This is a genomic window from Azospirillum sp. (assembly GCF_035628975.1).
Classification (GTDB): domain Bacteria; phylum Pseudomonadota; class Alphaproteobacteria; order Azospirillales; family Azospirillaceae; genus Azospirillum.
This window is the reverse complement of sequence record NZ_DASPIS010000070.1, coordinates 1-25,184: the sequence shown is the minus strand read 5'-3', so window position 1 is coordinate 25,184 and position 25,184 is coordinate 1. Positions and strand designations below refer to the sequence as shown.

The 25,184-nt window shown below is 67.5% G+C and carries 23 protein-coding genes; 9 read left to right on the top strand and 14 right to left on the bottom strand.

Annotation, left to right across the window (positions count from 1 at the left end; genetic code table 11):
* Positions 1-529, bottom strand: a 529-nt coding sequence (locus VD964_RS15985; protein WP_324869528.1) for a hypothetical protein, incomplete at its 3' end; no start/stop codon positions are given.
* Positions 530-536: 7 nt separating this feature from the next.
* Positions 537-1,886, bottom strand: coding sequence for a histidine--tRNA ligase (gene hisS, locus VD964_RS15980; RefSeq protein WP_324869527.1), 1,350 nt, complete (start codon positions 1,884-1,886; stop codon positions 537-539).
* Between the two features lie 193 nt (positions 1,887-2,079).
* Here hisS and VD964_RS15975 point away from each other — a divergent pair, with 193 nt between their 5' ends.
* Entirely contained in the window at positions 2,080-2,673 is a 594-nt protein-coding gene (locus VD964_RS15975; protein ID WP_324869526.1) for a hypothetical protein, read from the top strand.
* Between the two features lie 63 nt (positions 2,674-2,736).
* Here VD964_RS15975 and VD964_RS15970 read toward each other — a convergent pair whose 3' ends face one another.
* Positions 2,737-3,864 (bottom strand): aldose epimerase family protein, encoded by a 1,128-nt coding sequence (locus tag VD964_RS15970; RefSeq protein WP_324869525.1) that lies wholly within the window; start codon positions 3,862-3,864, stop codon positions 2,737-2,739.
* A 301-nt stretch (positions 3,865-4,165) separates the two neighbouring features.
* Between VD964_RS15970 and pyrC the strand changes: the two genes are divergently transcribed.
* Positions 4,166-5,221, top strand: a complete 1,056-nt coding sequence (gene pyrC, locus VD964_RS15965; protein ID WP_324869524.1) for a dihydroorotase — start codon at positions 4,166-4,168, stop codon at positions 5,219-5,221.
* Between the two features lie 47 nt (positions 5,222-5,268).
* Here pyrC and tcuB read toward each other — a convergent pair whose 3' ends face one another.
* The 3 genes from tcuB to xseA form a co-directional block, all read right to left on the bottom strand.
* A complete protein-coding gene (gene tcuB / locus VD964_RS15960) occupies positions 5,269-6,402 on the bottom strand; it encodes a tricarballylate utilization 4Fe-4S protein TcuB (protein ID WP_324869523.1) in 1,134 nt (377 codons plus the stop codon).
* Positions 6,389-7,756, bottom strand: a complete 1,368-nt coding sequence (gene tcuA, locus VD964_RS15955; protein ID WP_324869522.1) for an FAD-dependent tricarballylate dehydrogenase TcuA — start codon at positions 7,754-7,756, stop codon at positions 6,389-6,391. The genes tcuB and tcuA overlap by 14 nt, the downstream gene beginning before the upstream one ends.
* Before the next feature lie 147 nt (positions 7,757-7,903).
* Positions 7,904-9,544: an exodeoxyribonuclease VII large subunit gene (xseA, locus tag VD964_RS15950; protein WP_324869521.1), complete on the bottom strand. Its 1,641-nt coding sequence runs from the start codon at positions 9,542-9,544 to the stop codon at positions 7,904-7,906.
* Positions 9,545-9,617: 73 nt separating this feature from the next.
* Here xseA and purD point away from each other — a divergent pair, with 73 nt between their 5' ends.
* Positions 9,618-10,904 carry a phosphoribosylamine--glycine ligase gene (purD, locus tag VD964_RS15945; RefSeq protein WP_324869520.1) on the top strand — a complete coding sequence of 429 codons (1,287 nt, stop codon included), beginning with the start codon at positions 9,618-9,620 and terminating at the stop codon, positions 10,902-10,904.
* Between the two features lie 68 nt (positions 10,905-10,972).
* The gene (locus VD964_RS15940; RefSeq protein WP_324869519.1) at positions 10,973-11,302 is read left to right on the top strand and encodes a nucleotidyltransferase domain-containing protein; all 330 of its coding nucleotides are present in this window, start codon (positions 10,973-10,975) and stop codon (positions 11,300-11,302) included.
* 175 nt (positions 11,303-11,477) lie between these two features.
* Here the strand turns inward: VD964_RS15940 and VD964_RS15935 are convergent, their stop codons facing one another.
* Positions 11,478-12,983: a methyl-accepting chemotaxis protein gene (locus VD964_RS15935; RefSeq protein ID WP_324869518.1), complete on the bottom strand. Its 1,506-nt coding sequence runs from the start codon at positions 12,981-12,983 to the stop codon at positions 11,478-11,480.
* A gap of 254 nt (positions 12,984-13,237) precedes the next feature.
* Positions 13,238-13,690: a nucleoside deaminase gene (locus tag VD964_RS15930; RefSeq protein WP_324869517.1), complete on the bottom strand. Its 453-nt coding sequence runs from the start codon at positions 13,688-13,690 to the stop codon at positions 13,238-13,240.
* 105 nt (positions 13,691-13,795) lie between these two features.
* Here VD964_RS15930 and VD964_RS15925 point away from each other — a divergent pair, with 105 nt between their 5' ends.
* From VD964_RS15925 to oxlT, 3 genes are all read left to right on the top strand, one after another.
* A complete protein-coding gene (locus tag VD964_RS15925; RefSeq protein ID WP_324869516.1) occupies positions 13,796-15,244 on the top strand; it encodes a pseudouridine synthase in 1,449 nt (482 codons plus the stop codon).
* The gene (gene rsmD, locus VD964_RS15920; RefSeq protein WP_324869515.1) at positions 15,225-15,785 is read left to right on the top strand and encodes a 16S rRNA (guanine(966)-N(2))-methyltransferase RsmD; all 561 of its coding nucleotides are present in this window, start codon (positions 15,225-15,227) and stop codon (positions 15,783-15,785) included. Before VD964_RS15925 ends, rsmD begins: the two co-directional genes overlap by 20 nt.
* Before the next feature lie 659 nt (positions 15,786-16,444).
* A complete protein-coding gene (gene oxlT / locus VD964_RS15915; RefSeq protein ID WP_310112795.1) occupies positions 16,445-17,788 on the top strand; it encodes an oxalate/formate MFS antiporter in 1,344 nt (447 codons plus the stop codon).
* Positions 17,789-17,911: 123 nt separating this feature from the next.
* On the opposite strand, the gene VD964_RS15910 is transcribed toward oxlT, so the two are convergent.
* Complete coding sequence (locus tag VD964_RS15910) at positions 17,912-18,130, bottom strand: hypothetical protein (RefSeq protein WP_014248193.1); 219 nt, start codon at positions 18,128-18,130, stop codon at positions 17,912-17,914.
* A gap of 343 nt (positions 18,131-18,473) precedes the next feature.
* Here VD964_RS15910 and VD964_RS15905 point away from each other — a divergent pair, with 343 nt between their 5' ends.
* Positions 18,474-20,153, top strand: coding sequence for an alpha-amylase family protein (locus VD964_RS15905; RefSeq protein ID WP_324869514.1), 1,680 nt, complete (start codon positions 18,474-18,476; stop codon positions 20,151-20,153).
* Positions 20,154-20,210: 57 nt separating this feature from the next.
* Here VD964_RS15905 and VD964_RS15900 read toward each other — a convergent pair whose 3' ends face one another.
* Entirely contained in the window at positions 20,211-20,648 is a 438-nt protein-coding gene (locus tag VD964_RS15900) for a helix-turn-helix domain-containing protein (RefSeq protein ID WP_324869513.1), read from the bottom strand.
* Between the two features lie 134 nt (positions 20,649-20,782).
* On the opposite strand from VD964_RS15900, the gene VD964_RS15895 reads away from it, so the two are divergent.
* Positions 20,783-21,394: an NAD(P)-dependent oxidoreductase gene (locus VD964_RS15895; protein WP_324869512.1), complete on the top strand. Its 612-nt coding sequence runs from the start codon at positions 20,783-20,785 to the stop codon at positions 21,392-21,394.
* 55 nt (positions 21,395-21,449) lie between these two features.
* On the opposite strand, the gene VD964_RS15890 is transcribed toward VD964_RS15895, so the two are convergent.
* The 4 genes from VD964_RS15890 to mutL all read right to left on the bottom strand — a co-directional run bounded on the left by VD964_RS15890 (position 21,450) and on the right by mutL (position 24,967).
* Positions 21,450-21,824 (bottom strand): helix-turn-helix domain-containing protein, encoded by a 375-nt coding sequence (locus VD964_RS15890; RefSeq protein ID WP_324869511.1) that lies wholly within the window; start codon positions 21,822-21,824, stop codon positions 21,450-21,452.
* 2 nt (positions 21,825-21,826) lie between these two features.
* Positions 21,827-22,123 (bottom strand): type II toxin-antitoxin system HigB family toxin, encoded by a 297-nt coding sequence (locus VD964_RS15885; protein WP_324869510.1) that lies wholly within the window; start codon positions 22,121-22,123, stop codon positions 21,827-21,829.
* Between the two features lie 84 nt (positions 22,124-22,207).
* Entirely contained in the window at positions 22,208-22,918 is a 711-nt protein-coding gene (locus VD964_RS15880; protein ID WP_324869509.1) for an L-2-amino-thiazoline-4-carboxylic acid hydrolase, read from the bottom strand.
* Between the two features lie 129 nt (positions 22,919-23,047).
* A complete protein-coding gene (gene mutL, locus VD964_RS15875; RefSeq protein WP_324869508.1) occupies positions 23,048-24,967 on the bottom strand; it encodes a DNA mismatch repair endonuclease MutL in 1,920 nt (639 codons plus the stop codon).
* Positions 24,968-25,184: the final 217 nt, after the last annotated feature.

The following is a 25,184-nucleotide window of genomic DNA, read 5'->3' as shown; positions in this document are numbered from 1 at the left end:
CGCATGCCAAGCCCACCGAACCGGAGGCGCGCACCGGTCCAGGCCGAAGCCGCCCGAAGGGCGGGCGCGCGCCAGCGCGAGCCTTGACCGGGAGCACCTCCGGTTCATCCCCAGGGCCATCATGACACGGTTGCTTTTCCGGGTCGAGCGTGGTGCGCTTGACCACCGCCAGCTTGCCGGCCTGAAGTTCCGTCACCACCCATTGCCGCCCGTCGGAGGCGATGCCGACGAACCGCTCGCCCTCCGCTCTTTCACGGTCGGCGAGATACTCCGGCATCCTCCGTTCGACGTCGCGCCATTCGGCCTCGAGGTCGCGCTTCGCCTCGAACACCGTATGGCCGATCAGCGCATCCAGCCGCCCGCGCACCTCCGGTACCCGGTGCTCGAAGCGGATGGCGTCGATTTCGGCCCCGAACTCCTCGATCAGGAGTTGGCGGAAACCGGCCTTGACCTCGTCATGGCCCGGACGGCCGGCAAGGTGGCGCAGCAGGTCGGCCGTCTTGTCCGAAGCGGCGGGATAGGCGCTCATGCTGTCCTCACCCCTCCAGCAGAGCCTTCGCGCGCACCGCCAACTCCGCCAGCGGGACCTCGACCTGTTCGCCCTTGACCAGATGCTTCAGGGTCGCGGTGCCGCGGGCCTTCTCGTCGGAGCCCATCAGCAGGACGACGGGGATGCCGGCGCGGTCGGCGTATTTCATCTGCTTGGCGATCTTGCCGCCGTCCAGCTGGATTTCCGTGTTGATGCCGGCGGCGCGCAGCTCGCTCGCCATGCGGAAATAGTCGGCGGACAGGGCCGGGTCCATCTGCGTCACCAGCACCTGGGCGGTGGGGGCGGCGTCCTTGATCAGGCCGGCCTCCATCAGCTGGTAGAACAGGCGGGTGGCGCCGATGGAGATGCCGACGCCCGGCAGCTTCGACTTGGTGTAGTGGCTGGCGAGATTCTCGTAGCGCCCGCCGGAGCAGACCGAACCGATGCCGGGATGGTCGTTCAGGAAGGTCTCGTAGACGGTGCCGGTGTAGTAATCGAGGCCCCGCGCGATGGCGAGGTTGATGCGGACCGTCCCCTCCGGCACCTGGAAGGCGTTCAGCCCCTCGATGACGGTGGTCAGCTCGCCCACGCCCTCGCGGAAAATGGCGTTCTCGATGTCCAGCGCGCCCAGCGCCGCCAGCGTCTCCGCATTCGTGCCCTTCATGTCGATCAGCGACAGGATGGTGTCGGCGGCATGTTCGGTCACGCCGAGGTCGAGCAGGCTGGCGCGCACCTTGTCGCGGCCGATCTTGTCCAGCTTGTCGATCTCGCGCAGCACCAGCACGCGGGTGTCGGCGTCGGCGACGCCCAGCCCATCGAGCAGGCCCAGCAGGATCTTGCGGTTGTTCACGTTGATGGTGAAGCCGCCGAAATTCAGCTCGGTGAAGACATGGTGGATCACCGCCGGGATCTCGGCGTCGTAATGGGCGGACAGGCTGTCCTTGCCGATCACGTCGATGTCGCATTGGTAGAATTCGCGGAAGCGCCCGCGCTGCGCCCGCTCGCCGCGGTAGACCCGCTGGATCTGGTAGCGGCGGAACGGGAAGGCGAGGTCGCGCTCATGCTCCGCCACATAGCGGGCAAGCGGCACGGTCAGGTCGAAGCGCAGGGCCAGCTCCGGCTTGTTGCCCTGCTGGATGGCGCCGGTCGACTGGACGAAATAGACCTGCTTCTCCGTCTCGCCGCCCGACTTGGTCAGCAGCGTGTCCACCGTCTCGAACACCGGGGTTTCGACGGGGACGAAGCCGAACCGCTCGTAACCGCGGCGGATGGTGTCCAGCATGCGCTGGAAGGCCACCTGCTGGCGCGGCAGCAGCTCCATCGTTCCGGGCGGGGTGCGGGGCGTGATCAGGCTCATCGGAGAAGGTCCGCGCTTGGATAGGAAAAGCGTGCGTTTTCTAGCCCCTTTCGCCGGCCCCGTCACCTGCAGCGGAGAATTTTTCGGGGGACACGAAAATTTTTTGGAAGGGCGTGGAATGAACGGGGGCGGGGCTGCGTTCATCTAAGCACGATCCCGCAGCGCGGATCGCTCACCGAAATGGAGAAACCAAATGTCCGGCACCGTCTTTGGGTCGCATGTCCGCTCGTCCGTTTCGACCTTTGCGTTCGTCGTCCTGATGGCGACGGCCCCCGTGCTGAGCGCGGGTGCGGCAACGGTCGCACCGGCCGCTCCGGCCACGCCGGCCCCCGCCGCGACGACCGACTCCACGACGACGACCCCCGCCCCGGCTCCGAAAGCCGAGCAGAAGGCCGTCACCAAGAGCGAGGCCACCAAAACCGAAGCCACCAAGATCGATGCCCCGAAGGCGGACGCCACCAAGGCGGATGCCACCAAGGCCGACGCCGGCAAGACCAAGCATGAGCAGGTCGCGGCCACCCCGAAGGCCGAGGTGACCAAGGCCCAGGCCGACGCCGTCGCCAAGGAGCTGGGCGCCAAGCCGTCCGACCAGCTGTCTGTCCAGCTCGGCAAGTATCACGAGCAGATGCTGGCCGCCCATGCGCTGAAGGACGGCGCCGCCCGCGACAAGGCCGTCGCCGAAGCGCGCCAGCAGCTGGCCTCCATCGGCGGCAAGCCGGTGACCGCCGAGCAGGCCGCGAAGATCGACGGCATCCTGGGCGTGAAGACCTCGACCAACATCCAGTAAAGCCGACGAAAGCGGCCGCCCCCACCCGCCAACGCCGGCCGGCGGGTGGGGGCGGTCCGATCGTCAGCTTTCGGTCAGGAACTTGTAGGTGATCCGGCCGCTGTAGGTCTCACCCGGCCGCAGCACCGGCGACGGGAAGTTCGCCTTGTTGGCCGAGTCGGGGAAGACCTGCGGCTCCAGGCAGAAGGCTTCCTGCAGGCCGTAGAGATGGCCGCCCTTGCCCTGGTCCTTCGGCACCGCGCCGGCCAGGAAGTTGCCCGAGTAGAACTGGATGCCCGGCTGCGTGCCGTAGACCTCCATCACGCGGCCCGACACCGGCTCCGCCACGCGGGCCATCAGGCCGTATTCGCCCGGCTTCTTGTCGATTACGAAATTGTGGTCGTATCCCTTCACGAAGCCCAGCTGGTCGTAGCTGGAGGTGATGCGGGCGCCGACCACCTGCGGCTTGGTGAAGTCCAGCGGCGTGTCCTTCACCGGCCGGATCTCTCCGGTGGTGATCAGCGTCGAGTCGACGGGCGTGAAGGCCGAGGCGTTGACCTGCAGCCGGTGGTCCAGGATCTTGCCGTTGCCTTCACCTGCCAGATTGAAGAAGACGTGGCTGGTGAAATTGACGATGGTCGGCTTGTCGGTCGTCGCATCGAACGAGATGTCCAGCGCGTTGTCGTCCGTCACCTTGTAGACGACGCGGGACGGCACGGTTCCGGGATAGCCTTCTTCGCCATCCTTGTAGGTGTAGCGCATCTCGACCGTCTGCGGGTCGATCTGCTTGGCGTCGAACACGACGAAGCGGCTCCCCTTCTTGCCGCCATGCAGGCTGTTCGGGCCGTCGTTGAGCGAGGCCTGATACTGTTGCCCGTCGATGGCGAACTTGCCGCCGCCCAGCCGGTTGGCGTAACGGCCGATGAAGGCGCCCATGGAGGGCTGGCCGGTCATCACCTGATCGAGGCCTTCATAGCCGAGCGCCACGTCGCCCAGCTTGCCGTTGCGGTCGGGAACCAGGATCTGTTCGACCTTGGCGCCATAGTTGGTGATCTTGACCACCATGCCCTTGGCATTGGTCAGGGTGTAGAGATCGACCTGCTTGCCGTCGATCTCCTTCTGGAAATTCTCCCGTTTCAGTTCGACATAGCCGGCCGGCTCGCCGGACGCCGCCAGGGCGCCGGTCGACACGCCGACCAGAAGCAGAAACACGCCACTTGTCCATTTCCTCATGACGCAACCCTTGCTTTGCCGTTGCTTTGGAGTGGGGCAGGTGCCCTCGTGTCGAGGCGGGAGACGGGCGCCGCACCGCGTCGGCACGCCTGTAACATACTAATATATCAAAGACGCGACCAAGGCCCTTCCGGGCGGGTCAACCTTGGGCGGCGCTTTTGCCGCAGCGCTGTGAGGAACGAGGGGAAGGGACCGCCTCTGTTGAGTAGCGGCGGCGATGGCGATAGAACGTCGTCCATTCCTTCACCGCCCCCTCGACTCCAGCGCCGGGACCTCTGCCATGCCCAACGACCGTCTTGTCATCCGCCGTCCCGACGACTGGCATGTCCATCTGCGCGACGGCGCCATGCTGAAGGCGGTTCTGCCCTTCACCGCACGCCAGTTCGGTCGTGCCATCGTGATGCCGAACCTGAAGCCGCCGGTTGCGACGGCCGCGGATGCGGTGGCCTACCGCGAGCGCATCCTGGCGGCCCTGCCGGACGGCGTCGCCTTCACCCCGCTGATGACCGCCTACCTGACCGACGGCACCGACGCCGCCGATCTGGCGCAGGGCTTCAAGGATGGGGTGTTCGCCGCCGCCAAGCTCTACCCGGCCAACGCCACCACCAATAGCGCCCATGGCGTCACCGACATCGCCCGCCTCAATCCGGTGCTGGAGCGGATGGCGGAAATCGGCATGCCGCTGCTGATCCATGGCGAGGTGACCGACCAGTCGGTCGACATCTTCGACCGCGAGGCGGTGTTCATCGACACCATCCTGGCCCCGCTGGTGGAACGCCATCCGACCCTGCGGGTGGTGCTGGAGCATGTGACGACGGCGGATGCCGCGCAGTTCGTGCGGGCGCATGCCGCCGGCGGCCGGATCGGCGCCACCATCACTGCGCACCATCTGCTGATCAACCGCAGCCACATCTTCCAGGGCGGCATCCGCCCGCACCTGTACTGCCTGCCGATCGCCAAGCGCGAGACGCACCGGGTTGCCCTGGTCGAGGCGGCGATCTCCGGCGAAGGCCCCTTCTTCCTGGGCACCGACACCGCCCCGCATACCGTCACCGCCAAGGAATCCGCCTGCGGCTGCGCCGGCTGCTTCACCGCCGCCAACGCGCTGGAACTCTATGCCGAGGCCTTCGACGAGGCCGGGGCGCTCGACAAGCTGGAGGCCTTCGCCAGCCTGAACGGCCCGCGTTTCTACAACATGCCGGTCAGCGAGGAGCGTGTGGCGCTGGAGCGCCGCCCGTCGGTCGCTCCCGACCTGATCCTGGTCAGCGAGGGCGATGCCGTCCTGCCCTTCCGCAGCGGCGAGACCCTGCGGTGGAGCTTCGCCGGCCCGGTCTGAGGCGAACAGGGCTGAGGCCGGGCCGTACCGGCGGTCTTCCCGCCTTTTCAGGCGGGCGGCCGGTCGCGGGCTTCGGCCTGCCGTTCCATCGCCGCCCGCAGCAGGGCGGCGACGCGGAACGGCGCGTGCAGGAACTTGCCATAGGGCAGCGTCGCGAAGACGCCAAGCACGATGCCGAGATGGATCAGCAGCAGCGGTCCCATCGCCGCCGTCTCGCGCAGAGCCAGCAGGGCGAAGCCGCTGGCTGCCGTCAGGAACAGCAGCGCCAGCAGCGCGTAGTCGGCGCCGGTCACGCTCGCCGCCACCGGACCCGGATCGGCCCGGCGCTTCAGCAGGGCAAGTCCGGCGGTGCCGGCCAGCATCCCGGCCCCGCCCAGGCTGCCCAGCAGGACCGGCAGGCTGAAAAGCGGATAGGGCGCCTGCCAGCCCAGCAGATGGTCGTACAGCGTGGCGACGCCGGTGGCGGCGAAGCAGAGCGCCACGCCGTAGAACAGCGCATGGTGGCAGCGCCGCCGCGCCTGGGACAGCCCGCCATCCCGCCCGTCGCATCCCGCCCCGCCGCCGCCGAGATTGCGCAGGGTGGCGGCATCGCGCAGCGTCTCCCGCAACACCGGCAGAAGCGACACGCCGGAGGGCGCCGGCCCCATGCTGCGCCAGAATGCGGCGACGCTGAAGCCGATGGCCAGCAGTGACCACAGCATTACGATTCCGGCGAGTCCGGCCATGATCTCCCACGGCACCACCCGGTAGAACGCGCCGGGGCCGGAGTGCTGACCGAACAGCGTCTCTGCCGGAACCGACAGAACCGCGGTCAAAGACAGGGCTCCCACCGCCAGCAGGGCGGCGGCGATGACCGCTCGTCCCGAATAGCGCAGGCGCCCCCGCAGGACCGGCGGCCAGGCATGGTCGCGGTAGGAGTCCTGCCGGACCAGGCTGAGGCTCTTCGGAAGGTTGACGCCGAAGGCGTGCGGCGGGGCGTATTGGCAGGCGTGATAGCAGGACCGGCAGCTGTGGCAGAGGTTCGCCAGGAAGACCATGTCGGCCGTTCCCACCTGCCGCCGCGATTTCAGGGCCCGGAACACGGCGCAATAGCCGTTGCAGTATTGGCAGGCGTTGCAGATCTCCAGCGCCCGCCGCGCTTCCTCCGCGATCTGCTCCCGCGGACCGTCAGTGCAGCGCATAGGCCGCGGCCTCCCGCCCGGCGATGCGCCCGAACACCGCACCGATGGACATGGCGCTTCCCGCCAGATAGCCGCGGCCGAGGATGTTGGGCGCCATGATCACGCCCGCGGCAAAGATGCCGTCGATGGCCTCTCCCTCCTCCCGCAGGACCCGCGCATGTTGATCGACCCGCACGCCGAGGCAGGTGGAGGTGACGCCGGCCCGCATCGGATAGGCGCCGAAGGGCGGAACCAGGATCGGCGCGGCGAGCCGCGACTTCGGCGGCTGGAGGCCGAAGGTGGAGCCATCGCCGCCGATTGCAGCATTGAAGCCGTTCACCGTGGCTTCCAGCACTTGGCGTTCGATGCCCAGCTTCAGCGCCAGTTCGCCGATGCCGTTCGCGCGGATCGCCGGGAAGATGGATGGGCGGAAGCGCTGCTCGATGGCGGCATCGAAGATCGAGAAGGCGGCGGCGCCCGGACAGCGCGCCACCCGATCCCCCCAGACCGAGAAGCGCGTCGGCCCGGTGTGGGAGCCCTCGTCGGCGAAGCGGCGGCCGTCGCGGTCCACCACGATGCCGTGGGCGATCCCGTCCAGCCGGGTGACGATGCCGGCGTCGAAGCCGGGGGAGCGGCTGTCCACCGCGACAATGTGGCAATGGCCGGCGGCACCCACCGGCCGTGCCCCGTCCTCCAGCAACGCCCTCAACATGGTGCCCGTTGCATGGGGGGTGCCGCGGATCACGAAGCCGTCGGCCGCGTCGCCCCACTGGTCGCGCAGCCAGTCGCGGTCGGCCTGGAACCCGCCGGAGGCGACGACGACCGCCCGCGTCCGGATCACGCGCATGGCCCTGGGATGGCGGACGGTGACGGAGGGCAGCCCGCCCTTCGCATGAAGCGCGCAGGCCTCGCTGTCATAGTGGATTGTGATGCCCAGCGCTTCGGCGGCGGCGTAGAGCGCATTCACCAGCGCCTTGCCGCCGCCGAGGAAGAAGGCGGTCTTGCGCGAATAGGGCAGTGCGTCGTCGGCGCCGCTCTGGAACCGCACTCCGTTTTCGTTCATCCAGTCGATGATTCCGGCGGACTCGGCGATCAGCAGGCGCGCCAGCCTCTCGTCGGCCGCGCCGTCCGTCACCGCTTCCAGGTCGGACCAGTAATCCTGCGCGGGGTAACTGCCCTGGAGCCAGGGCGTCGGCCTGTCATGCATGACGCGGAAATTGCGGGAATGGCGGGCGTTCCCGCCACGCAACGCCCTGGGCGCGCTTTCCAGCAGGGTGACTGCGGCACCGGAGCGGCGGGCGGAAATGGCGGCGCAGAGCCCTGCGTTCCCGCCCCCGATCACCAGGACGTCGCAGTCGCGCGGGACAATCGTCATCGATCAGCCATCGGAGGGCGGCTCGCCCCGGAATGTCCGGAGCGAACCTGAGAAGCCGATGGCTTTAGTCCCGGCGGATGCCGCCTGGGAAGGGTCGCCTGCTGCGACGCCCTGCGACACAAGGCTGCGGCCGGCAGGGCGATGCCGTCAGAACAGCGTGCCCTGCACCGGCGCCACCCGCGGCTTGGCCTTCTTCTCAGGCTTCGGCTCGGGCTTTGGTTCTGGCTTAGGCTCGGCCTTGATTTCCGGCTTTGCCTCCGCCTTGGGTGCGCCGCCGTCGATGGTTGCTGCAACTTTGGCGTCATCGGCGAAGACGATGTTGACGGCCAGACCCGGAGTCGCCTGATCGGCGCGTGTCACGGGACGACCGTCGCGGTCCTCGACCAGGGCGAAGCCGCGGGCCAGCACGCCCTTGTAGCTGTAGCTCTCCAGCAGCTGGCCCAGCGACGCCAGCTTGGCCGCCTTGTCGGCGACGCCCTTGGCATAGCTGCGGTCGAGGCGCGGCGTCAGGTCGGCGACACGACGAGTGCCCTCGTCCAGCTTCACCCGTGCCGGGGTCAGCGACAGCCGGCCGGCGACGCGCTCGAACCGTCCGCCGGCGGTGGTCAGGGCATGGCGCAGACCTGAGTCGAGCGCCCGGCTCTCCGACGCCAGCTTTTGCCCGGCCTGGGCCAGCTTCTCGCGCGGGTGGCGCAGCTTGGCGGCAAGTTCGCCGACGCGGGTGCGGCGCCGCTCCAGCAGGGCAGAGGCGGCGAGGTTCAGGCGTTCGGCCCGGTCGTCCAGCCGCTGGGCATGGCCTTCCAGCAGGGCGCGGGGATCGCCCAGCCCGCGGGCCAGCCCCTCCACCCGGTTGCGGCGGTCCTCCACCGCGCGTGACGCGCAGGCGAGCAGGCGGCGCTCGTCGTCGAGGATTTGGGCCATCAGTTCGCCGCGCACCGGTACCGCCATTTCCGCCGCGGCGGTCGGAGTGGGGGCGCGCAGGTCCGACGCGAAGTCGATCAGGGTGGTGTCGGTCTCGTGCCCGACGGCGGAGATCAGCGGGATGGCGCTGGCCGCCGCCGCGCGGACCACATTCTCCTCGTTGAAGGCCATCAGGTCTTCCAGCGAGCCGCCGCCGCGCGCCACGATGATCAGGTCCGGGCGAGGCACCCGGCTTCCCGGCTGGATGCGGTTGAAGCCCTCGATGGCCGCAGTCACCTCGGCCGCCGCGCGCTCACCCTGGACGGCGACCGGCCACAGCAGGACATGGCGGGGGAAGCGGTCGTTCAGCCGGTGCAGGATGTCGCGGATGACCGCCCCGGTGGGGGAGGTGATGACGCCGATCACGTCGGGCAGGAAGGGGATGCGCTTCTTGCGGGCGGGGTCGAACAGCCCCTCCGCCGCCAGCCGGCGCTTGCGCTCCTCCAACATCTTCAGCAGCGCGCCTTCGCCGGCCAGCTCCATCGACTCGACGATCAGCTGGTATTGCGAGCGGCCGGGGTAGGTCGTCATGCGACCGGTGACGATGACCTCCAGCCCTTCCTCCGGCCGGACGGCCAGCTTCGCCATGGTGCCGCGCCAGCACACCGCCTCGATCACCGCGGTGTCGTCCTTCAGGCGCATGTAGCAGTGGCCGGAGCTGTGCTTCTTCGGCTGGCTGATCTCGCCGCGGACGCGGACGAAGCCGAATTCATCCTCGATGCTGCGCTTCAGCCGGCGGGCGAGGTCGCCGACGGTGAATTCCGGCAGGTTGGAACCGGGGCGCGGCTCCGGGGCGATCAGGGGAGTGGAGTCGGAGTCGGTGGTCATGGCGCTCTTGAGTTGGGGCGCCGCCATGATACAAGGCGCGCAGTTCGCAACAAGGCGGAAGGAGCGCCACCCCATGAAAGTCCTCGTCGTCGGATCGGGCGGTCGTGAGCACGCGCTCTGCTGGGCCATTTCCAATTCGCCGCTGTGCGACGCGCTGTATTGCGCGCCGGGCAACGCCGGCATCGCCGACGTCGCCACGCTGGTGGCAATCGGGTCGGAGGATATCGACGCGTTGGTGCGCTTCGTCCAGGACAACGCCATCGACTTCGTCGTCGTCGGACCGGAAGGCCCGCTGGTGCTGGGGCTGGTCGACCGGCTGACCGCACTGGGCGTCAAGGCCTTCGGGCCGAGCGCGGCGGCGGCGGAGCTTGAGGGCTCCAAGGGCTTCATGAAGGACATCCTGGCGAAATACGGGGTGCCCACCGCCTTCTACGAACGCTTCAAGGATCCGGAAGCCGCCAAGGCCTATGTCCGCAAACACGGCGCGCCCATCGTGGTGAAGGCCGACGGTCTGGCCGCCGGCAAGGGCGTTACCGTCGCCCGCACCGAGCAGGAGGCGTTCGAGGCCATCGACGACGCGCTGGTCGGCGGCCGTTTTGGCGCCGCCGGTGCCGAAGTGGTGGTGGAGGAGTTCCTGGACGGCGAGGAGGTCAGCTTCTTCGCCCTGTGCGACGGCGAGAACGCGCTGCCGCTGGCCTCGGCCCAGGATCACAAGGCGGTCGGCGATGGCGACACCGGCCCCAACACCGGCGGCATGGGCGCCTATTCCCCGGCCCCGGTGCTGACCCCCGACCTGCAGGACCGCGTGATGCGCGAGATCATCCTGCCGACGGTCAAGGGCATGGCGGCGGAAGGCAAGCCCTTCAAGGGCGTGCTGTTCGCCGGCCTGATGATCATGCAGACGCCGGACGGCCCGGTGCCGAAGACGCTGGAGTTCAACGTCCGCTTCGGCGACCCGGAATGCCAGACGCTGATGATGCGGCTGAAGTCCGATGCGCTGGCGGCGCTGGTGGCGGCGGCCGACGGGGTGCTGGACAGCATCGATTTGCGCTGGCACGACCAGACCGCGCTGTGCGTGGTGATGGCGGCCAACGGCTATCCCGGCGATTACGCCAAGAACACCGAGATCCGCGGGCTGGACAAGGCCGGGGCGGTGGACGGGGTGACTGTCTTCCATGCCGGCACCAAGCGCGCCGAGGACGGCCGGGTTCTGTCGGTCGGCGGCCGCGTGCTGGGCGTCACCGCGCTTGCGCCCACGGTGGCCGAGGCGCAGGCGGCGGCCTACAAAGCGGTCGACGCGCTGGACTGGCCGGACGGCTTCTGCCGACGCGACATCGGCTGGCGGGCGGTGGGGCGGTAAGCAGCTACAAAAATAGTCATGAAAGGGCTATTTTGGGCCTGGTCCCAACAGACGCCGTTTGCTCCGCTATGGACACCGCTCCCCAGACCCGCGCGGCCATTGCCGCATTCCGCCAGGGGGCCGAAGCTGTCTTCGGCTCCCGTCTGGAGTCCATCCTGCTGTTCGGGTCGCGCTCACGCGACGATTACACCGAGGACTCCGATCTGGATTTGGCGGTGATCCTGAAGGACGAACCGGCGGGTCCGCTGGAGGAAGCGGACCGCGTCATGGACATCGCCTTCGTTCCCACCATGGAAGCGGGCAGAATCGTTCAACCCTTCGTCTGGTCGATACGGACATTGCGCACGTCTCAACACCCGTTGATCCGGACCGTGCGGGAACAGGGAGTTCCGGTGTGAACGGAACCGTCGACCCGCTGGCGCGTGAACGTGCGGCCAAGCATCTTTCCAACGCCGAACGTTTTCTCGCTGATGTCCGCTCTCTACTGACCGCTGCTCCCTGACGCGTCCCGCGGTATGATGCTTCGACCGGAAGAAGGAGGCGCATCGCTGCGCCCCCTTCTTCATGTCCGCATCACGCCCGCAGACGCTCCGACGCGGTGGCGATGTTCTGCGACACCACCTCGATGTCGCGGACGACGCGGGTGACGCTGTGGGCGATCTCCTTGGTCGCCGACTCCTGCTGCGACACGGCGGCGGCGATGGTGGTGGAGATCTGCTGGACGTCGGAGACGATCGAGCCGATGCGGCGGATCGCGTCGACCGCGTGCAGGGCCTCCTGCTGGACCGAGGCGATCTGCGCCGCGATGTCGTCGGCGGCGCTGCCGCTCTGCTGGGCCAGCGACTTCACCTCGTTCGCCACGACGGCGAAGCCGCGGCCCGCCTCGCCGGCGCGGGCGGCCTCGATGGTCGCATTCAAGGCCAAGAGGTTGGTCTGCGAGGCGATGCTGTTGATCAGCTTGGTGATGGCGCCGATGCGCTCGGCCGAGGTGACGAGCGCCTCCACCGCGGCGTTGGTGCGGCTCGCCTCCTCCGATGCCTTCAGCGAGGCGCCGGACGCCTCGTTGGCGCGGGTGCTGATGTCGGAGATGGAGGCCGACAGCTCCTCCGTCGCAGCGGCGACGGTCTGCGCGTTGGCGGTGGCGCGGTCGGCGGCGGTCCCGACCTCGCGGTCCAGCGATTCGGCAAGGGTGGTGACGCTGCGACGGCGCTCGCCGTCCATCTCCGCTTGCCGCAACTCGGCCTTCTTCTGCCCGTCGATGTCGATCAGCGAGCCGCAGGCACGCAAGGCCAGGCCGTTGCCGTCGCGGGCGACGCCGCCGATGGCGCGGAACCAGCGATAGCTGCCGTCCTTCAGCTTCAGGCGGTAATCGACGTCGTAGCCGGTGCGGCCGCTGCGGTCGTTCAGGCAGGCCATGAAGGCGTCGAAGGTCCCCTTGGCATCGTCGGGGTGCAGCCGGTCGGCCCAGGAATTGACGCCGTCGGGGAAGCCGATGGTGTCGTCACGGTCGAAACCGGCGAGACGGCGGAACTCCGGCGACCAGTGCCAGCGGCTCTGCGCATGCATCGGGTCGCCGTTGTGGAAGATCGCGTCCCACAGACCGACGCCGGCATGGCGGTCGAGCAGCTTGGCGCGCTCCAGTTCCCTGCGCTCCGCATCGATGTCGATCAGCGAGCCGCAGGCGCGCAGGGCCAGGCCGCTGCCGTCGCGGGCGACGCCGCCGATGGCGCGGAACCAGCGATAGCTGCCGTCCTTCACCTTCAGCCGGTAGTTCACGTCATAGCCGGTGCGGCCGCTGCGGTCGTTCAGGCAGGCCATGAAGGCGTCGAAGGTCGGCTTGGCATCGTCCGGATGCAGCCGGTCGGCCCAGGAACCGACCTTGTCGGGGAAGCCCGCCTTGTCGTCGCGGTCGAAGCCGACGAGCCGGCGGAACTCCGGCGACCAGTGCCACTGGCTTTGCGCGTGCATCGGATCGCCGTTGTGGATCACCGCGTCCCACAGCCCGACGCCCGCATGGCGGCCCAGCAGGGCCAACTCTTCGGCCGCCTGATTGTCCTGCGGCTTGCGGAACGACAACATTCGTAACTCCTGATGGCTGGAAGCGGTCAGCCCATCATGCGCATATATTCGCTAAACAAACACTTAACAGAATATATCGTTTTTACACGAATCATGTCGGCGGTTGTTGAGTGCCTGGGATTTTCATCCAAGTTCGATGACTGGGAATTGTGCCTGCATGGGCGCGGATTTCGGAAATTATATTGCAGTGCTGCAGAAACAATATTGTGCGCACGGTCGGGGTGCCTTCGAGCCGTTCGTTGCTTGGGCAGGCGTTACCGCCGCTGCCTGAAGAAATCCCGCAGCAGCACGCCCGCCCGCGTCTCGCCGATGCCGCTGTAGACCTCCGGCGCGTGGTGGCAGGTGGATTGGGCGAAGAAGCGCGGGCCATGGTCCACGGCGCCGCCCTTGGGATCGTAGGCGCCGTAATAGACCCGCCGGATGCGGGCGAAGCTGATCGCGGCGGCGCACAGCGCGCAGGGCTCCAGCGTCACATACAGGTCGCAGCCGGGCAGGCGTGGCTGGCCGCGTTGCGCGCAGGCCTCGCGAATCGCCAGCAGTTCGGCATGGGCGGAGGGGTCGCACAGCTCCTCCGTCCGGTTGCCGGCGGTGGCGAGGACGGCACCCGTCGCGGGATCGACGACGACGGCGCCAACCGGCACCTCGCCGCGCGCGGCGGCGGCCTCGGCGGCGGCGAAGGCGAGGTCCATATAGCGGGGAGACGGCATGGCCGGGCAGGGTGCCAACCGGCCGCCGAGCGCGTCAACCGGATTCCGGTGTCCGGGCGCCGGACTCGTGTTGCGGGCGGCGCGTCCAGGCCCTATGGTCCGGCCATGGACCGCTCCGATACTGCCAAGAAATCCGATTCCGCCAATAATGGCGGTGAACGCATCGCCAAGCGACTGGCGCGCGCCGGCCTCTGCTCGCGCCGCGACGCCGAACGCTGGATCGCCGAGGGCCGCGTCGCGGTCAACAGCCGCGTGCTCGACAGCCCCGCCTGCGTCGTGCGCCCCGGCGACATCGTCCAGGTCGACGGCAAGGTCATTCCGGAGCCGGAACCCGCCCGCTTGTGGCGCTATCACAAGCCGTCGGGGCTGGTCACCACCGCCCGCGACGAGAAGGGGCGCGAAACCGTCTTCGACCGGCTGCCGGCCGACCTGCCGCGCGTGGTCTCCATCGGCCGTCTCGATCTGACGACAGAAGGCCTGCTTCTGCTGACCAACGACGGCGAGCTGGCCCGCTTCCTGGAACTTCCGGCCACCGGCTGGACCCGCCGCTACCGCGTGCGCGTCTTCGGCGAGGTGGACGAGAGGCAGTTGGCGGCGCTTGAGAAGGGGCCGACCATCGAAGGCGTGAAGTACGGCCCGATCGAGGCCGTGCTGGACCGCGTCCAGGGCCGCAACGCCTGGCTGACGGTCAGCCTGAAGGAAGGCAAGAACCGCGAGATCCGCAAGGTGATGGAGGCGCTCGGGCTCCAGGTGAACCGGTTGATCCGCGTCGCCTATGGTCCCTTCCAGCTCGGCAAGCTGGAGGAGGGCGCCGTCGAGGAGGTGCCGAAGCGCGTCGTCCGCGAACAGATCGCCCCCTTCTTCGGCACCCCCGAAGGGGCGGAGTCGACCGAGTCCGGCACCAAGCAGCGCGCCAAGGCGAGAGCCGACGCGGCGGTGAAGGCCGCTCCGGCGAAGTCGGCATCCGGCGGCCGGCCGGGTGGCAAGGCCGACGCGAAGACGGATGCGAAGACGGATGCCAGGGCCGCGCCGAAGCGTGCGCCGCGGTCCGCCTCCAAGCGGCACGAGGCCGAAGCCGCCCGCGTTGAAGAAGCCAAGCCGGCGCGGCGCGGAACCTCGTCGCGCGCCACGCTGTCGCTCGGTGGAGTGGCGGCCAAATCCGGTCGTCCCGGCAAGCCCGAAGGCCGCGACGCCGCCAAGCCGGCCGGTGCGGCCGGTCCGCGGGGGCCGAAGCCGGGCGGGTTCAAGGCAGGTGCCGCGAAGTCGGACGGCCCGCGTTCCGAGGGCGTCCGTTCCGAGAGCGCCCGTTCCGAGGGCGCCCGTTCCGAGAGCTCAAGGTCCCGGGATGCCAAGCCCAGGGATTCGAAGCCCAGGGACGACAAGCCGAGGGACGCCAAGTTTGCCGGCCCGAAATCGGCGGGCTCCAGGTCCGCGGGCCCGAAGGGTGCCGGTCCGGGTCCGAAGGGCGGGCCGAAGGCCGGCGGCCCCGGCGACAGGTCGGGCGGCGGTGCCGGCGGACGGACGGAGCGCCCTCGTGCGGATCGTCGGCGGTAAGCACCGCGGCCGCAGTCTGGTGGCGCCGGGCGGGCGTGACACCCGCCCCACCACCGACCGCACCCGGCAAGCCATCTTCAACATCCTGGCCCATGCCGACTGGGCGCCCGAGTTCGAGGGCGCCGCAGTCGTCGATGCTTTTTGCGGCACCGGCGCACTGGGGCTGGAGGCCCTGTCGCGCGGGGCCGCCTGGTGCGGTTTCCTCGACATGGGCCGGCCGGCGCTGGATGCCGTGCGCGCCAATGTCGATGCCCTGCGGGAAACCGACAATGCGCGGATCCTGCGCGCCGACGCCACCAAGCCGCCGACCGCGCCGCGGTCCTGCATGCTGGCCTTCCTCGATCCGCCCTATGGCCAGGATCTGGCGCCGCGTGCGCTGGACGGGCTGCTGAAGGCCGGCTGGCTCGCCGACGGCGCTCTCGCCGTGGTCGAGGTGGCCGACCGTGATCCCCTGCCTCTGCCCGACGGCTTCATCGCCGTCGATGAACGCCGCTACGGCGATACCCGCGTCGCTTTCCTGACGGTCCGCCGCCCGGCCTGACCCCCGCCAGGGCGGTTTTTCCTTTCCCGCCCGGCCACCCGCCTCGCCTTCCCAAGCCCGAGTTTCATTTTTCGCGCCCGCGGACCATGGCCGGGTCGGGCGAATGCCGCACGTTCCAAGACGGTCCCCGGCGTTTTTCCATCATGCGGAAAGCCCAAACGGACTGTTGAGTTCCAAAACAATCCGAGTAAAAGATTATGTGTCGCCGATGCGGTTCCTCTATGGAAACGGCGGCATCTATCTATCTCCTAAGACTGCACACCCTCGTTCGAGGGGGCCGTGCAGGTACCGGCACGGCTTCTTTTTACAGGATGTGCGTCGCACCGAGTGATCGGACACAAAAACCGATGTGGACCGGACATTCTGAGCGACACGAGGTGTAAGTTTTACTTGGTCAGTACGTGTGCATACGGCGTCGGACCGTCCGTCCGGGTCTTTCTGTCCCCGGTTTTGGCATACCAGATTACATATCTGGCATGCCAAAACCGGGACAATCGAACTCCGAGCGATTGTCGGCATCCGCGCCGAGTTCCGGAATGGAACCGTCAGCAAGAGCGGTCCGTCCGGGTCATTCCGCAATCGTGATTGGTGTGCCGGTCCCCGGGAGAGGGGCCGCGCCACCGGCTCAGGCAAGATCATTGGGAGGCACGATGGCTCATATGAATTCACAACCGGCGGCGGCTCAGGCGCCGGTGTCCGATACAGTCCGCTGGATGCAGATCGTCGTCGGCATCGTTTGCATGGTGGCTGCGGCCAACATCCAGTACGCCTGGACGCTGTTCGTCCCGGAAATCCAGGCGACCCATGGCTGGACGCGCGCTTCGATCCAGACCGCCTTCACCATCTTCGTCGTCGTGCAAACCTGGCTGACGCCGATCGAGGGTTACTTCATCGACAAGTACGGCCCCCGCGTGATCGTCGGCGCCGGCGGCTTCTTCACCGGCCTGTCCTGGGTCATCGACAGCTATGCCGGCTCGCTCAGCATGCTGTATGTCGGCTCGGCCATCGGCGGCATCGGTGTCGGCTGCGTCTACGCCACCTGCGTCAACAACGCGCTGAAGTGGTTCCCGGAAAAGCGCGGTCTGGCGGTCGGCCTGACGGCGGGCGGCTATGGCGCCGGCTCGGCCCTCACCATCCTGCCGATTTCCGCGATGATCCACAGCAGCGGCTATCAGACCACCTTCTTCTGGTTCGGCCTGCTGCAGGGCGCGATCATCATCGCCGCCGCCTTCTTCCTGCGCATGCCGCAGAAGGAGCACGTCAAGGCCTCCACCAAGGTCGCCCAGACCCGCCGCGACTACACGCTGGGCGAAGCCATCCGCACCCCGGTGTTCTGGGTGATGTGGGCGATGTTCATCGGCACCGTCACCGGCGGCCTGATGGCAGTGGCCCAGCTGGGCGTCATCGCCCACGATCTGGGCGTGAAGGAAGCGCCGGTCAGCGTGTTGGGCATCACCATGGCGGCTCTGCCCTTCGCCCTGATGCTGGACCGCGTGATGAACGGCATCTCCCGTCCGCTGTTCGGCTTCATCTCGGATCACATCGGCCGTGAGGCGACCATGTTCGTCGCCTTCACCCTGGAAGGCCTGGGCATCATCATGCTCAGCAAGTTCGGCCACGACCCGATGATGTTCCTGATCCTCAGCGGCATGGTCTTCCTGGCCTGGGGTGAAGTGTACAGCCTGTTCAGCGCCACCTCGGCCGACACCTTCGGCACCAAGCATGCCGGCAAGATCTACGGCGTCCTGTACTGCGCCAAGGGTGTCGCCGCCCTGCTGGTCCCGCTGGGCAACCTGCTGATGGAAGCCACCGGCACCTGGGCGACCGTGCTGTACGTCACCGCCACCATGGACCTCACCGCCGCGGCCTGTGCGCTGCTGGTCCTCAAGCCGATGTTGGCCCGCCACCATGCCCGCAACGAAGAACTGGCACGCCGTGAGGAACAGGGTGAGGCAGCCCGCGGCGTCCCGGTCGGGGTGGCGACAGGTACCGCCAACGGCTGAAGGGCCGGCGGCCGAAGAACCGACGGCCAAGAGCACAAGCGTAAGGGATCGGCCTGAGGGGTCGACTTAGGAGACAAGACAGGCGACGGGCCGGGGACGCGACAAGCGGTCCCGGCCCGTCCGTCATTCAAGCCAGAAGGGACGATCCTCGCCCTTTTCGGTCCCGGGCTTCTTCTGGGGCGTCTGCTGGAAGCGGTCGGAGGTGAACAGGATGGTCTCCTCCTCCGTCTCTTCCTTCTCGGGCTCGATCACGGTGAAGCCGCCACGGCCGCTGGCCATGTAGACGGCGTGGCCGATCATGCCGGTCAGCGCGAGGAACAGAAGGGCCTGGGTCTCGATCATGGCGGAGCATCCTTCTCGTAAGGGAGGGGCCAGGGGAGGGGGATCGACAAGGGTCAACAGCGCATGACCCGGAAAAGCAACGGTTACGGCGGCCAATATCCGCCGGCCAAGCCAGGGCCATGCTGTAACGCAACATAAGCAAACTGGCATACCATCGCAAAAAGTTTTGCATGCCAGATACCGGGTGCCTGACCTGCAACTTTGCCGCAGTGCTACTGCCCCAAATGGTCAGCCCCATCAGCAACATTGCCCCGCAACCAAAGTGGCCTTGCCGCTGTTGCCCGCCTGTCGATCCCGCATCGGGACGGCGATCGGCACCGGCACGACGCGGGACGGAACGGCCATGATCCGGGACCTCTGGTACAAGAATGCGGTGATCTACAATCTGGCGCTGTCGACCTTCATGGACGCCAGCGGCGACGGGATCGGCGATTTCCAGGGGCTGCTGCGCCGGCTGGACTATCTGCACGGGCTGGGCGTGACCTGCATTTGGCTGGGGCCGTTCCAGACCTCGCCGATGAAGGACGACGGCTATGACGTCGCCGACTACTACACGGTCGATCCGCGATACGGCACGCTGGGCGACTTCGTGGAATTCACCCACGCCTGCGAACAGCGCGGCATCCGGGTGATCATCGATCTGGTGATCAACCACACCTCCGACCAGCATCCCTGGTTCAAGGCGGCCCGCAGCGATCCGAACAGCAAATATCGCGACTGGTATGTCTGGTCGGACAAGAAACCGGACAATGCCCACACCGGCATGGTGTTTCCCGGCGTGCAGGAATCGACCTGGACCTACGACCGCGAGGCCAAGGCCTGGTACTTCCACCGCTTCTACAAATTCCAGCCCGACCTGAACACCGCCCATCCGGAGGTGCATGCCGAGCTGCTGAAGATCATGGGCTTCTGGATCCAGCTGGGCGTCGCCGGCTTCCGCATGGACGCCGTTCCCTTCATCATCGCGGAGAAGGGGGCGGACGTGACCAAGCCTCGGGAACAGTTCGGCATGCTGCGCAGCTTCCGCGAATTCGTGCAGTGGCGCCGCGGCGATGCCGTTCTGCTGGCGGAGGCCAACATCCTGCCGGAGGACGATCTGGAGTATTTCGGCAGCGACGGCGACCGCTGCCACATGGTGTTCAATTTCCAGGTCAACCAGAACCTGTTCTATGCGCTGGCCACCGCCGATACGGCCCCGTTGATCAAGGCGCTGAAGGTGACGAAGCCGCGCCCGGCCACCGCGCAATGGGGCTGCTTCCTGCGCAACCACGACGAACTGGATCTCGGCCGCCTGACAGATGAACAGCGCCGGGCCGTCTTCGCCGCATTCGGGCCTGACAAATGCATGCAGCTCTACGACCGGGGCATCCGGCGGCGGCTGGCGCCGATGCTGCACGACGACCGGCGGCGGATCGAGCTGGCCTACAGCCTGATGTTCACCCTGCCGGGGACGCCGGTCATCCGCTACGGCGACGAGATCGGCATGGGCGACGACCTGTCGCTGCCGGAGCGCAACTGCGCCCGCACGCCGATGCAATGGTCGGACGAACCGCATGGCGGCTTCACCAAGTCGGACGAGCCGGAAATCCCGGTGATCAGCGGCGGGGTCTTCGGCTATGAGCGGGTCAACGCCGCGGTGCAGCGCCGCGACCCTGAATCGATGCTGAACTGGACCGAGCGCATCATCCGCATGCGCAAGGAATGCCCGGAAATCGGATGGGGCGACTTTCAGATCCTGAAGACCGGCCGGCCGGAGGTGCTGGCGCTGCGCTATGACTGGCGCAACAACGGCCTGGTCGTCCTGCACAACCTGTCGGACAAGCCCTGCGAGATCGTGCTGGACGTGGAGGGCCACGGCGAGACCTGCCGGCTGGTCAACCTGCTGTCGGAGGAGCACAGCGAACCCGACGGCGAGGGCCGCCACCATTTGGTTCTGGAGGCCTACGGCTATCGCTGGTTCCGCGTCGGCGGGCTGGATTACCTGCTGCGCCGGACGGAGGCGGAGGAAAAGCCCGGGAAGTGACGGGCGCCGGAGCCGGGTGACCGGAGTTCAGGCGACCGCAAGTCAGGCGACCGGAACTCAGGCAACGTCGAGCCGGGCCGGGACATCTCCCTCGTCCCGGTCATAGGCGGCGCGCGACTCCAGCACCTGGGCGATGTGGGTCTCGGCCCACACCCGCAGAGGCACCAACGTTTCGGCCAGCGTGGCGCCCAACGGGGTGATGGCGTATTCGACGGTGACCGGCACCGTGGCGAACACCTTGCGGCTGACCAGCCCGTCGCGCTCCAGGCTTTTCAGCGTCTGCGACAGCATCTTCTGCGAAATGCCCTCGATCTCGCGGCGCAGCTGGTTGAAGCGCATCGGTCCGCCCTCCAGCAATCCGAGGATCAGCACCGTCCATTTGTCGGCGATCCGGTCCAGCGCCTGGCGCGTCGGACAGCCGGAGACATAGGCGTCGGGGAGCTGATCCATTTCCGACGGCCGCTTGCCGCCGAGCCCCAGCAGGGTTCTGTCCATCCGCATCCACTCCCAAGCAAGTCATCTGGACGGTTACGCGCAGGTGACCATGTCACGAAAAGGTGCCTTCTTTACACCAGATTTCCGAATCGGCATCAAGTCACCATTGGAAACCAGTCGAGAGGACACCTGCCATGAACGTTGCCATCATCGGTGCCGCCGGCCGCGCCGGCAGCCGCATCCAGGCCGAACTGCTCCGTCGCGGGCACAGCGTCACCGCCATCGTCCGCGATCCGTCCAAGGTCGCCGCCGCCCCCCGCCTGACGGTGAAGGCCGGCGACGCCAACGACGCCGCGACGCTGGCTCCGCTGCTGGCCGGTCATGATGCGGTGGTCAGCGCCGTGATGTTCCTGATGGGCGATGCCGACAGCCTGATCGGCGCGGTGAAGCGGTCCGGCGTGCCGCGCTATCTGGTGGTCGGCGGCGCCGGCAGCCTGGAAGTGGCGCCGGGCGTGCGCGTGCTCGACCTGCCGGAATTCCCTGAAGCCTACAAGGCCGAAGCCACCAAGGGCGCTGAGTTCCTCGACCGTCTCAAGGCCGAGGCCGACCTGAACTGGACATTCCTGTCGCCGTCCGCCGAGTTCGTGCTGGGCGAACGCACGGGCAAGTTCCGGCGGGCCGACGACACGCTGCTGGCGGACGAGAGCGGCCGCAGCTGGATCAGCTACGAGGACTTCGCCGTTGCGCTGGTCGACGAGATCGAGACGCCGAAGCACGAGCGCAAGCGGTTCACTGTGGGGTACTGAGGGGAGCGGGCGGCGTTCGGAGAGGAGCGCCGCCCATTTGTGTTTGGGAGTTTGGTCAGGCTGCCCGCTGGACAGGATAGTCGCGCACCAGGATATCGACGGGAATGTGCAGGCCTTCCGACAGCCGCCGGATCATCGGCAAGGTCAAGGCCCGTTTGCGGTTCAGGATTTCGGCGACGCGGGCGCGACTGCCGATCATCGGTTCCAGATCGTGCCGGCTCAGCCCGCGCTGGTCCATCATGAACTCGATGGCGCTGATCGGGTCGCTCGGCGGAATCGGGTGGTTGGCCTCTTCATAGGCGTCCACCAGCATCATCAGGATTTCGAGCCGCGCACCGTCTGCGGTATCAGGGTCGGCGCCCCACAGACGTTCGATCTCCTCCAGGGCGGCGGCGTGGTCCTCATCGGACCGGATCGGGCGGATATCCATGATTACACCGTCCTTACGTCGATGGCGTCGTATTCGCGATGCGTACCGACCCATTTCACATAAACCGTGCGGTAGCGGTAATCGATCCCGGCAACCAGCCGGTACTTGTTGCCGGCGATGTTGAAGACCACCCGGTCGCCCACGAAGGATGCCGAGCGGAACTGGGCCTTGACGGCTGCGGTATCCGGCCAATCGACATTGCGAACGACGTTGAACCAATCCGTCAACGGCGCCTCGCTGTCACCCCGGCCGGGCTTCTCCCAATGCTCCCGCAGGGTTCGGCGTGAAATGATCCGCATGGGGAGAGCTTATAGCGCTCCCAAGGTGGGAGCAAGGACTGTAACGGAGTGAACTGTCGCGTGGAGTTATGTCGAGAGGCGATGCTACCGCACCTCCTGCCCAGGCGTTTTATCGTCGAAGGGGGCGTCCGGGAGTCGCGAGAACCGGAAATTGCAGTGGCTTGCGCCTCCGGCCAGCGTTTGTGTCCGTTCGAGGTGAATGCCCCGTGTAGCGTAAGCCTCGAAATCCAGGCCGCAAATGTGGGGCAGTATTTCGTCATCGCCATATCGGCCAGCGAACTTGCAAAAGCCGCATTCCTTGTAATTGATTCCGAACTCGAAACTATCTCCTGGGCTCGGCTCGACAAAGTCATAGACAAAGTCTTCCGCGTACTCCAGTGCGTGGCTTTTCTCGGCCTGCTCGCGCATATGAATCTGATTTTCCGGAGACATGAATTGTTGCCCCGATGCGAGACGTTCGGCCTCTGGGATGGTCAGCAACTGAGCTTTATAGCTTTCTCGTTCGATATCGCCGATCAGGGAGGGCGCTACGCAATACCGATGGAGTACGCGTCCGATTGCGATGAACCCCAGTAAACGCATGAAAAAATCAGTCATACGGCTGGCTGAACCACCAACATAAGGCATCTGGGTGAGGACGATCTCAAACTCATCCATCACTTCTTGCTTGATTTTATCGATATCGGAGATCTGCGGGATTTTGCGCAACATCGTCTCGGCAAGATCGAGGCGCTGGCGCATGGCGCCCTCCATCGCATCGCGATGAGCCAGATAGAAGGGATGAATTTCAGGCATGACCTTTCCCCTTATCTACAAAGCCGAACTACTTCATAAGGGCTCAGCATGATTTACGGGGGGCGGCACTCCAACAGTCGCAACAGGTCCGCTCCTGGCGCAAAGCGGACTTCGATTGGCCTAATCCCCCTACCTCCGCCCAAACAGCCTCTCAATGTCCGCCAGCTTCAGCTCCACGTATGTCGGCCGTCCATGGTTGCACTGTCCGCTGTGCGGAGTCGCCTCCATCTGCCGCAGCAGCGCGTTCATCTCGTCGACGCTGAGCGTGCGGCCGGCGCGGACGCTGCCGTGGCAGGCCATCGTCGCGCAGACCTCCTCCAGCCGCTCCTTCAGCGACAGGGCGTCGCCCAGTTCGGACAGTTCCTCGGCAAGGTCGCGGATCAGGTTCTTCACGTCGGACTGGCCGAGCAAGGCCGGGACCTCGCGCACCATCACGCAACCGTGACCGAAGCCCTCGATCACCAGGCCGAGCTCGGCCAGTTCGGCGCTGCGGGCCAGCAGGCGGTTGGCGGAGGGTTCGTCCAGCTCGATCAACTCGGGAATCAGAAGGGCTTGGCGCTTCACGCCGCCCTCCAGCAGCGCGGCCTTCATCCGTTCGTAGACCAGCCGCTCATGGGCGGCGTGCTGGTCGACGATGACGATGCCCTCGCGGGTCTGCGCCACGATGTAGGTGGTGTGGACCTGCGCCCGCGCGGCGCCCAGCGGGTGGCTGTCGGGCGGAGGCTCCGGCTTGTGCGCGGACGGGTCGGGGGTGCGGTATTCCGGCGGGCGGGCCGAGGGGGCGAAGCCGTTGCCGAAGCCGCTGAGACGGCCCTGTAGCGGCGGCAGGCCGGTCTGGGTCGGCGCCTGGAAGGCGGCGGAGCGCTCCGCCAGACCGCGGGTCACGGCGGTCGGCGTGTAGGAACCGCCCCAACTGCCGCTTGAGCCGCCGCCGGAACGTCCGTAGGGCAGGGGGGAGGGGGTGAAGCCGCTGTCCGCCGGCGCGTCGCCCGACGGCTCCGGCCGCAGGGCGCCCAGCGTGGCGAGGCCGACGGTGGTGGAGGCGCGGTGGCCGGCCTCAGCCAGCGCGTGCTTCAGCGATCCGACGATCAGGCCGCGCACCAGACCCTGGTCGCGGAAGCGCACCTCGGCCTTGGCCGGGTGGACGTTCACGTCGACCTCCTGCGGGTCGATGTCCAGGAACAGGGCCAGCATCGGGTGGCGGTCGCGCGGCAGGAAATCGGCATAGGCGGCGCGCACGGCGCCGACCATCAGCTTGTCGCGCACCGGGCGTCCGTTGACGAACAGGTGCTGGTGCTTGGCGGTCGGGCGATGCAGCGTCGGCAGGCCGATCCAGCCGGCCAGCGTCACCCCCTCGCGCGCCGCGGTCACCGGGACGGCGTTCTCCTGGAAATCGCGGCCCATCAGCGCGCCCAACCGCGTCAGCCGGGCGTCCAGCAGGTCCCCCTGCGCGGCGCTCAGCCGCAGGCCGCCGCGCCCGCCGTCGCTGAGCGTGAAGGCGACGCCGGGATGGGCCATCGCCAGCCGTTCCAGGCAGTCGGCGATGTGGTCGTATTCGGTGCGGGAGGCCTTGAGGAACTTCAGCCGGGCGGGAACGGCGGCGAACAGGTCGCGCACCTCGATCCGTGTGCCCTGGGCCAGCGCCGCCGGCTGCGGCGACCCCTTGGCGCCGGCATCGACGGTCAGGCTCCAGGCATTGTCGGCGCCGCGGGCGCGGCTGGTGATGGTCAGGCAGCTGACGGCGCCGATGGACGGCAGCGCCTCCCCCCGGAAGCCGAGGGAGCGGATGTCGAGCAGGTCGTCGCCCGGCAGCTTGGAGGTGGCGTGGCGTTCGACCGCCAGGACCAGTTCGTCCGGGGTCATGCCGCAGCCGTCGTCGGTGACGGCGATCAGCGACTTGCCGCCGTCGCGCGCCACCACGTCGATGCGGGTGGCGCCGGCGTCGATGGCGTTCTCCACCAACTCCTTGACGGCGGCGGCGGGACGTTCGACCACCTCGCCGGCGGCGATGCGGTTGACGAGCGTTTCAGGGAGAAGACGGATCGGCATGCCCATAGATATAGTGGCAGCCGGCGCCCGGCACCACCATCTTCGGGCATATTCCCGCGCTTACAGGCCCTTCAGGGCCTTCATGTACTCGATCAGCTTGCGTTCGTAGAAGGGCTGGGGCGACTGGAAGCGGGCGACGAGGCCGGCCTCCTCCGTCAGCTTCACCACCATGCCGATGCAGGAGACGTCCACGGGATCGCCGCCAAGGTCGAACTGC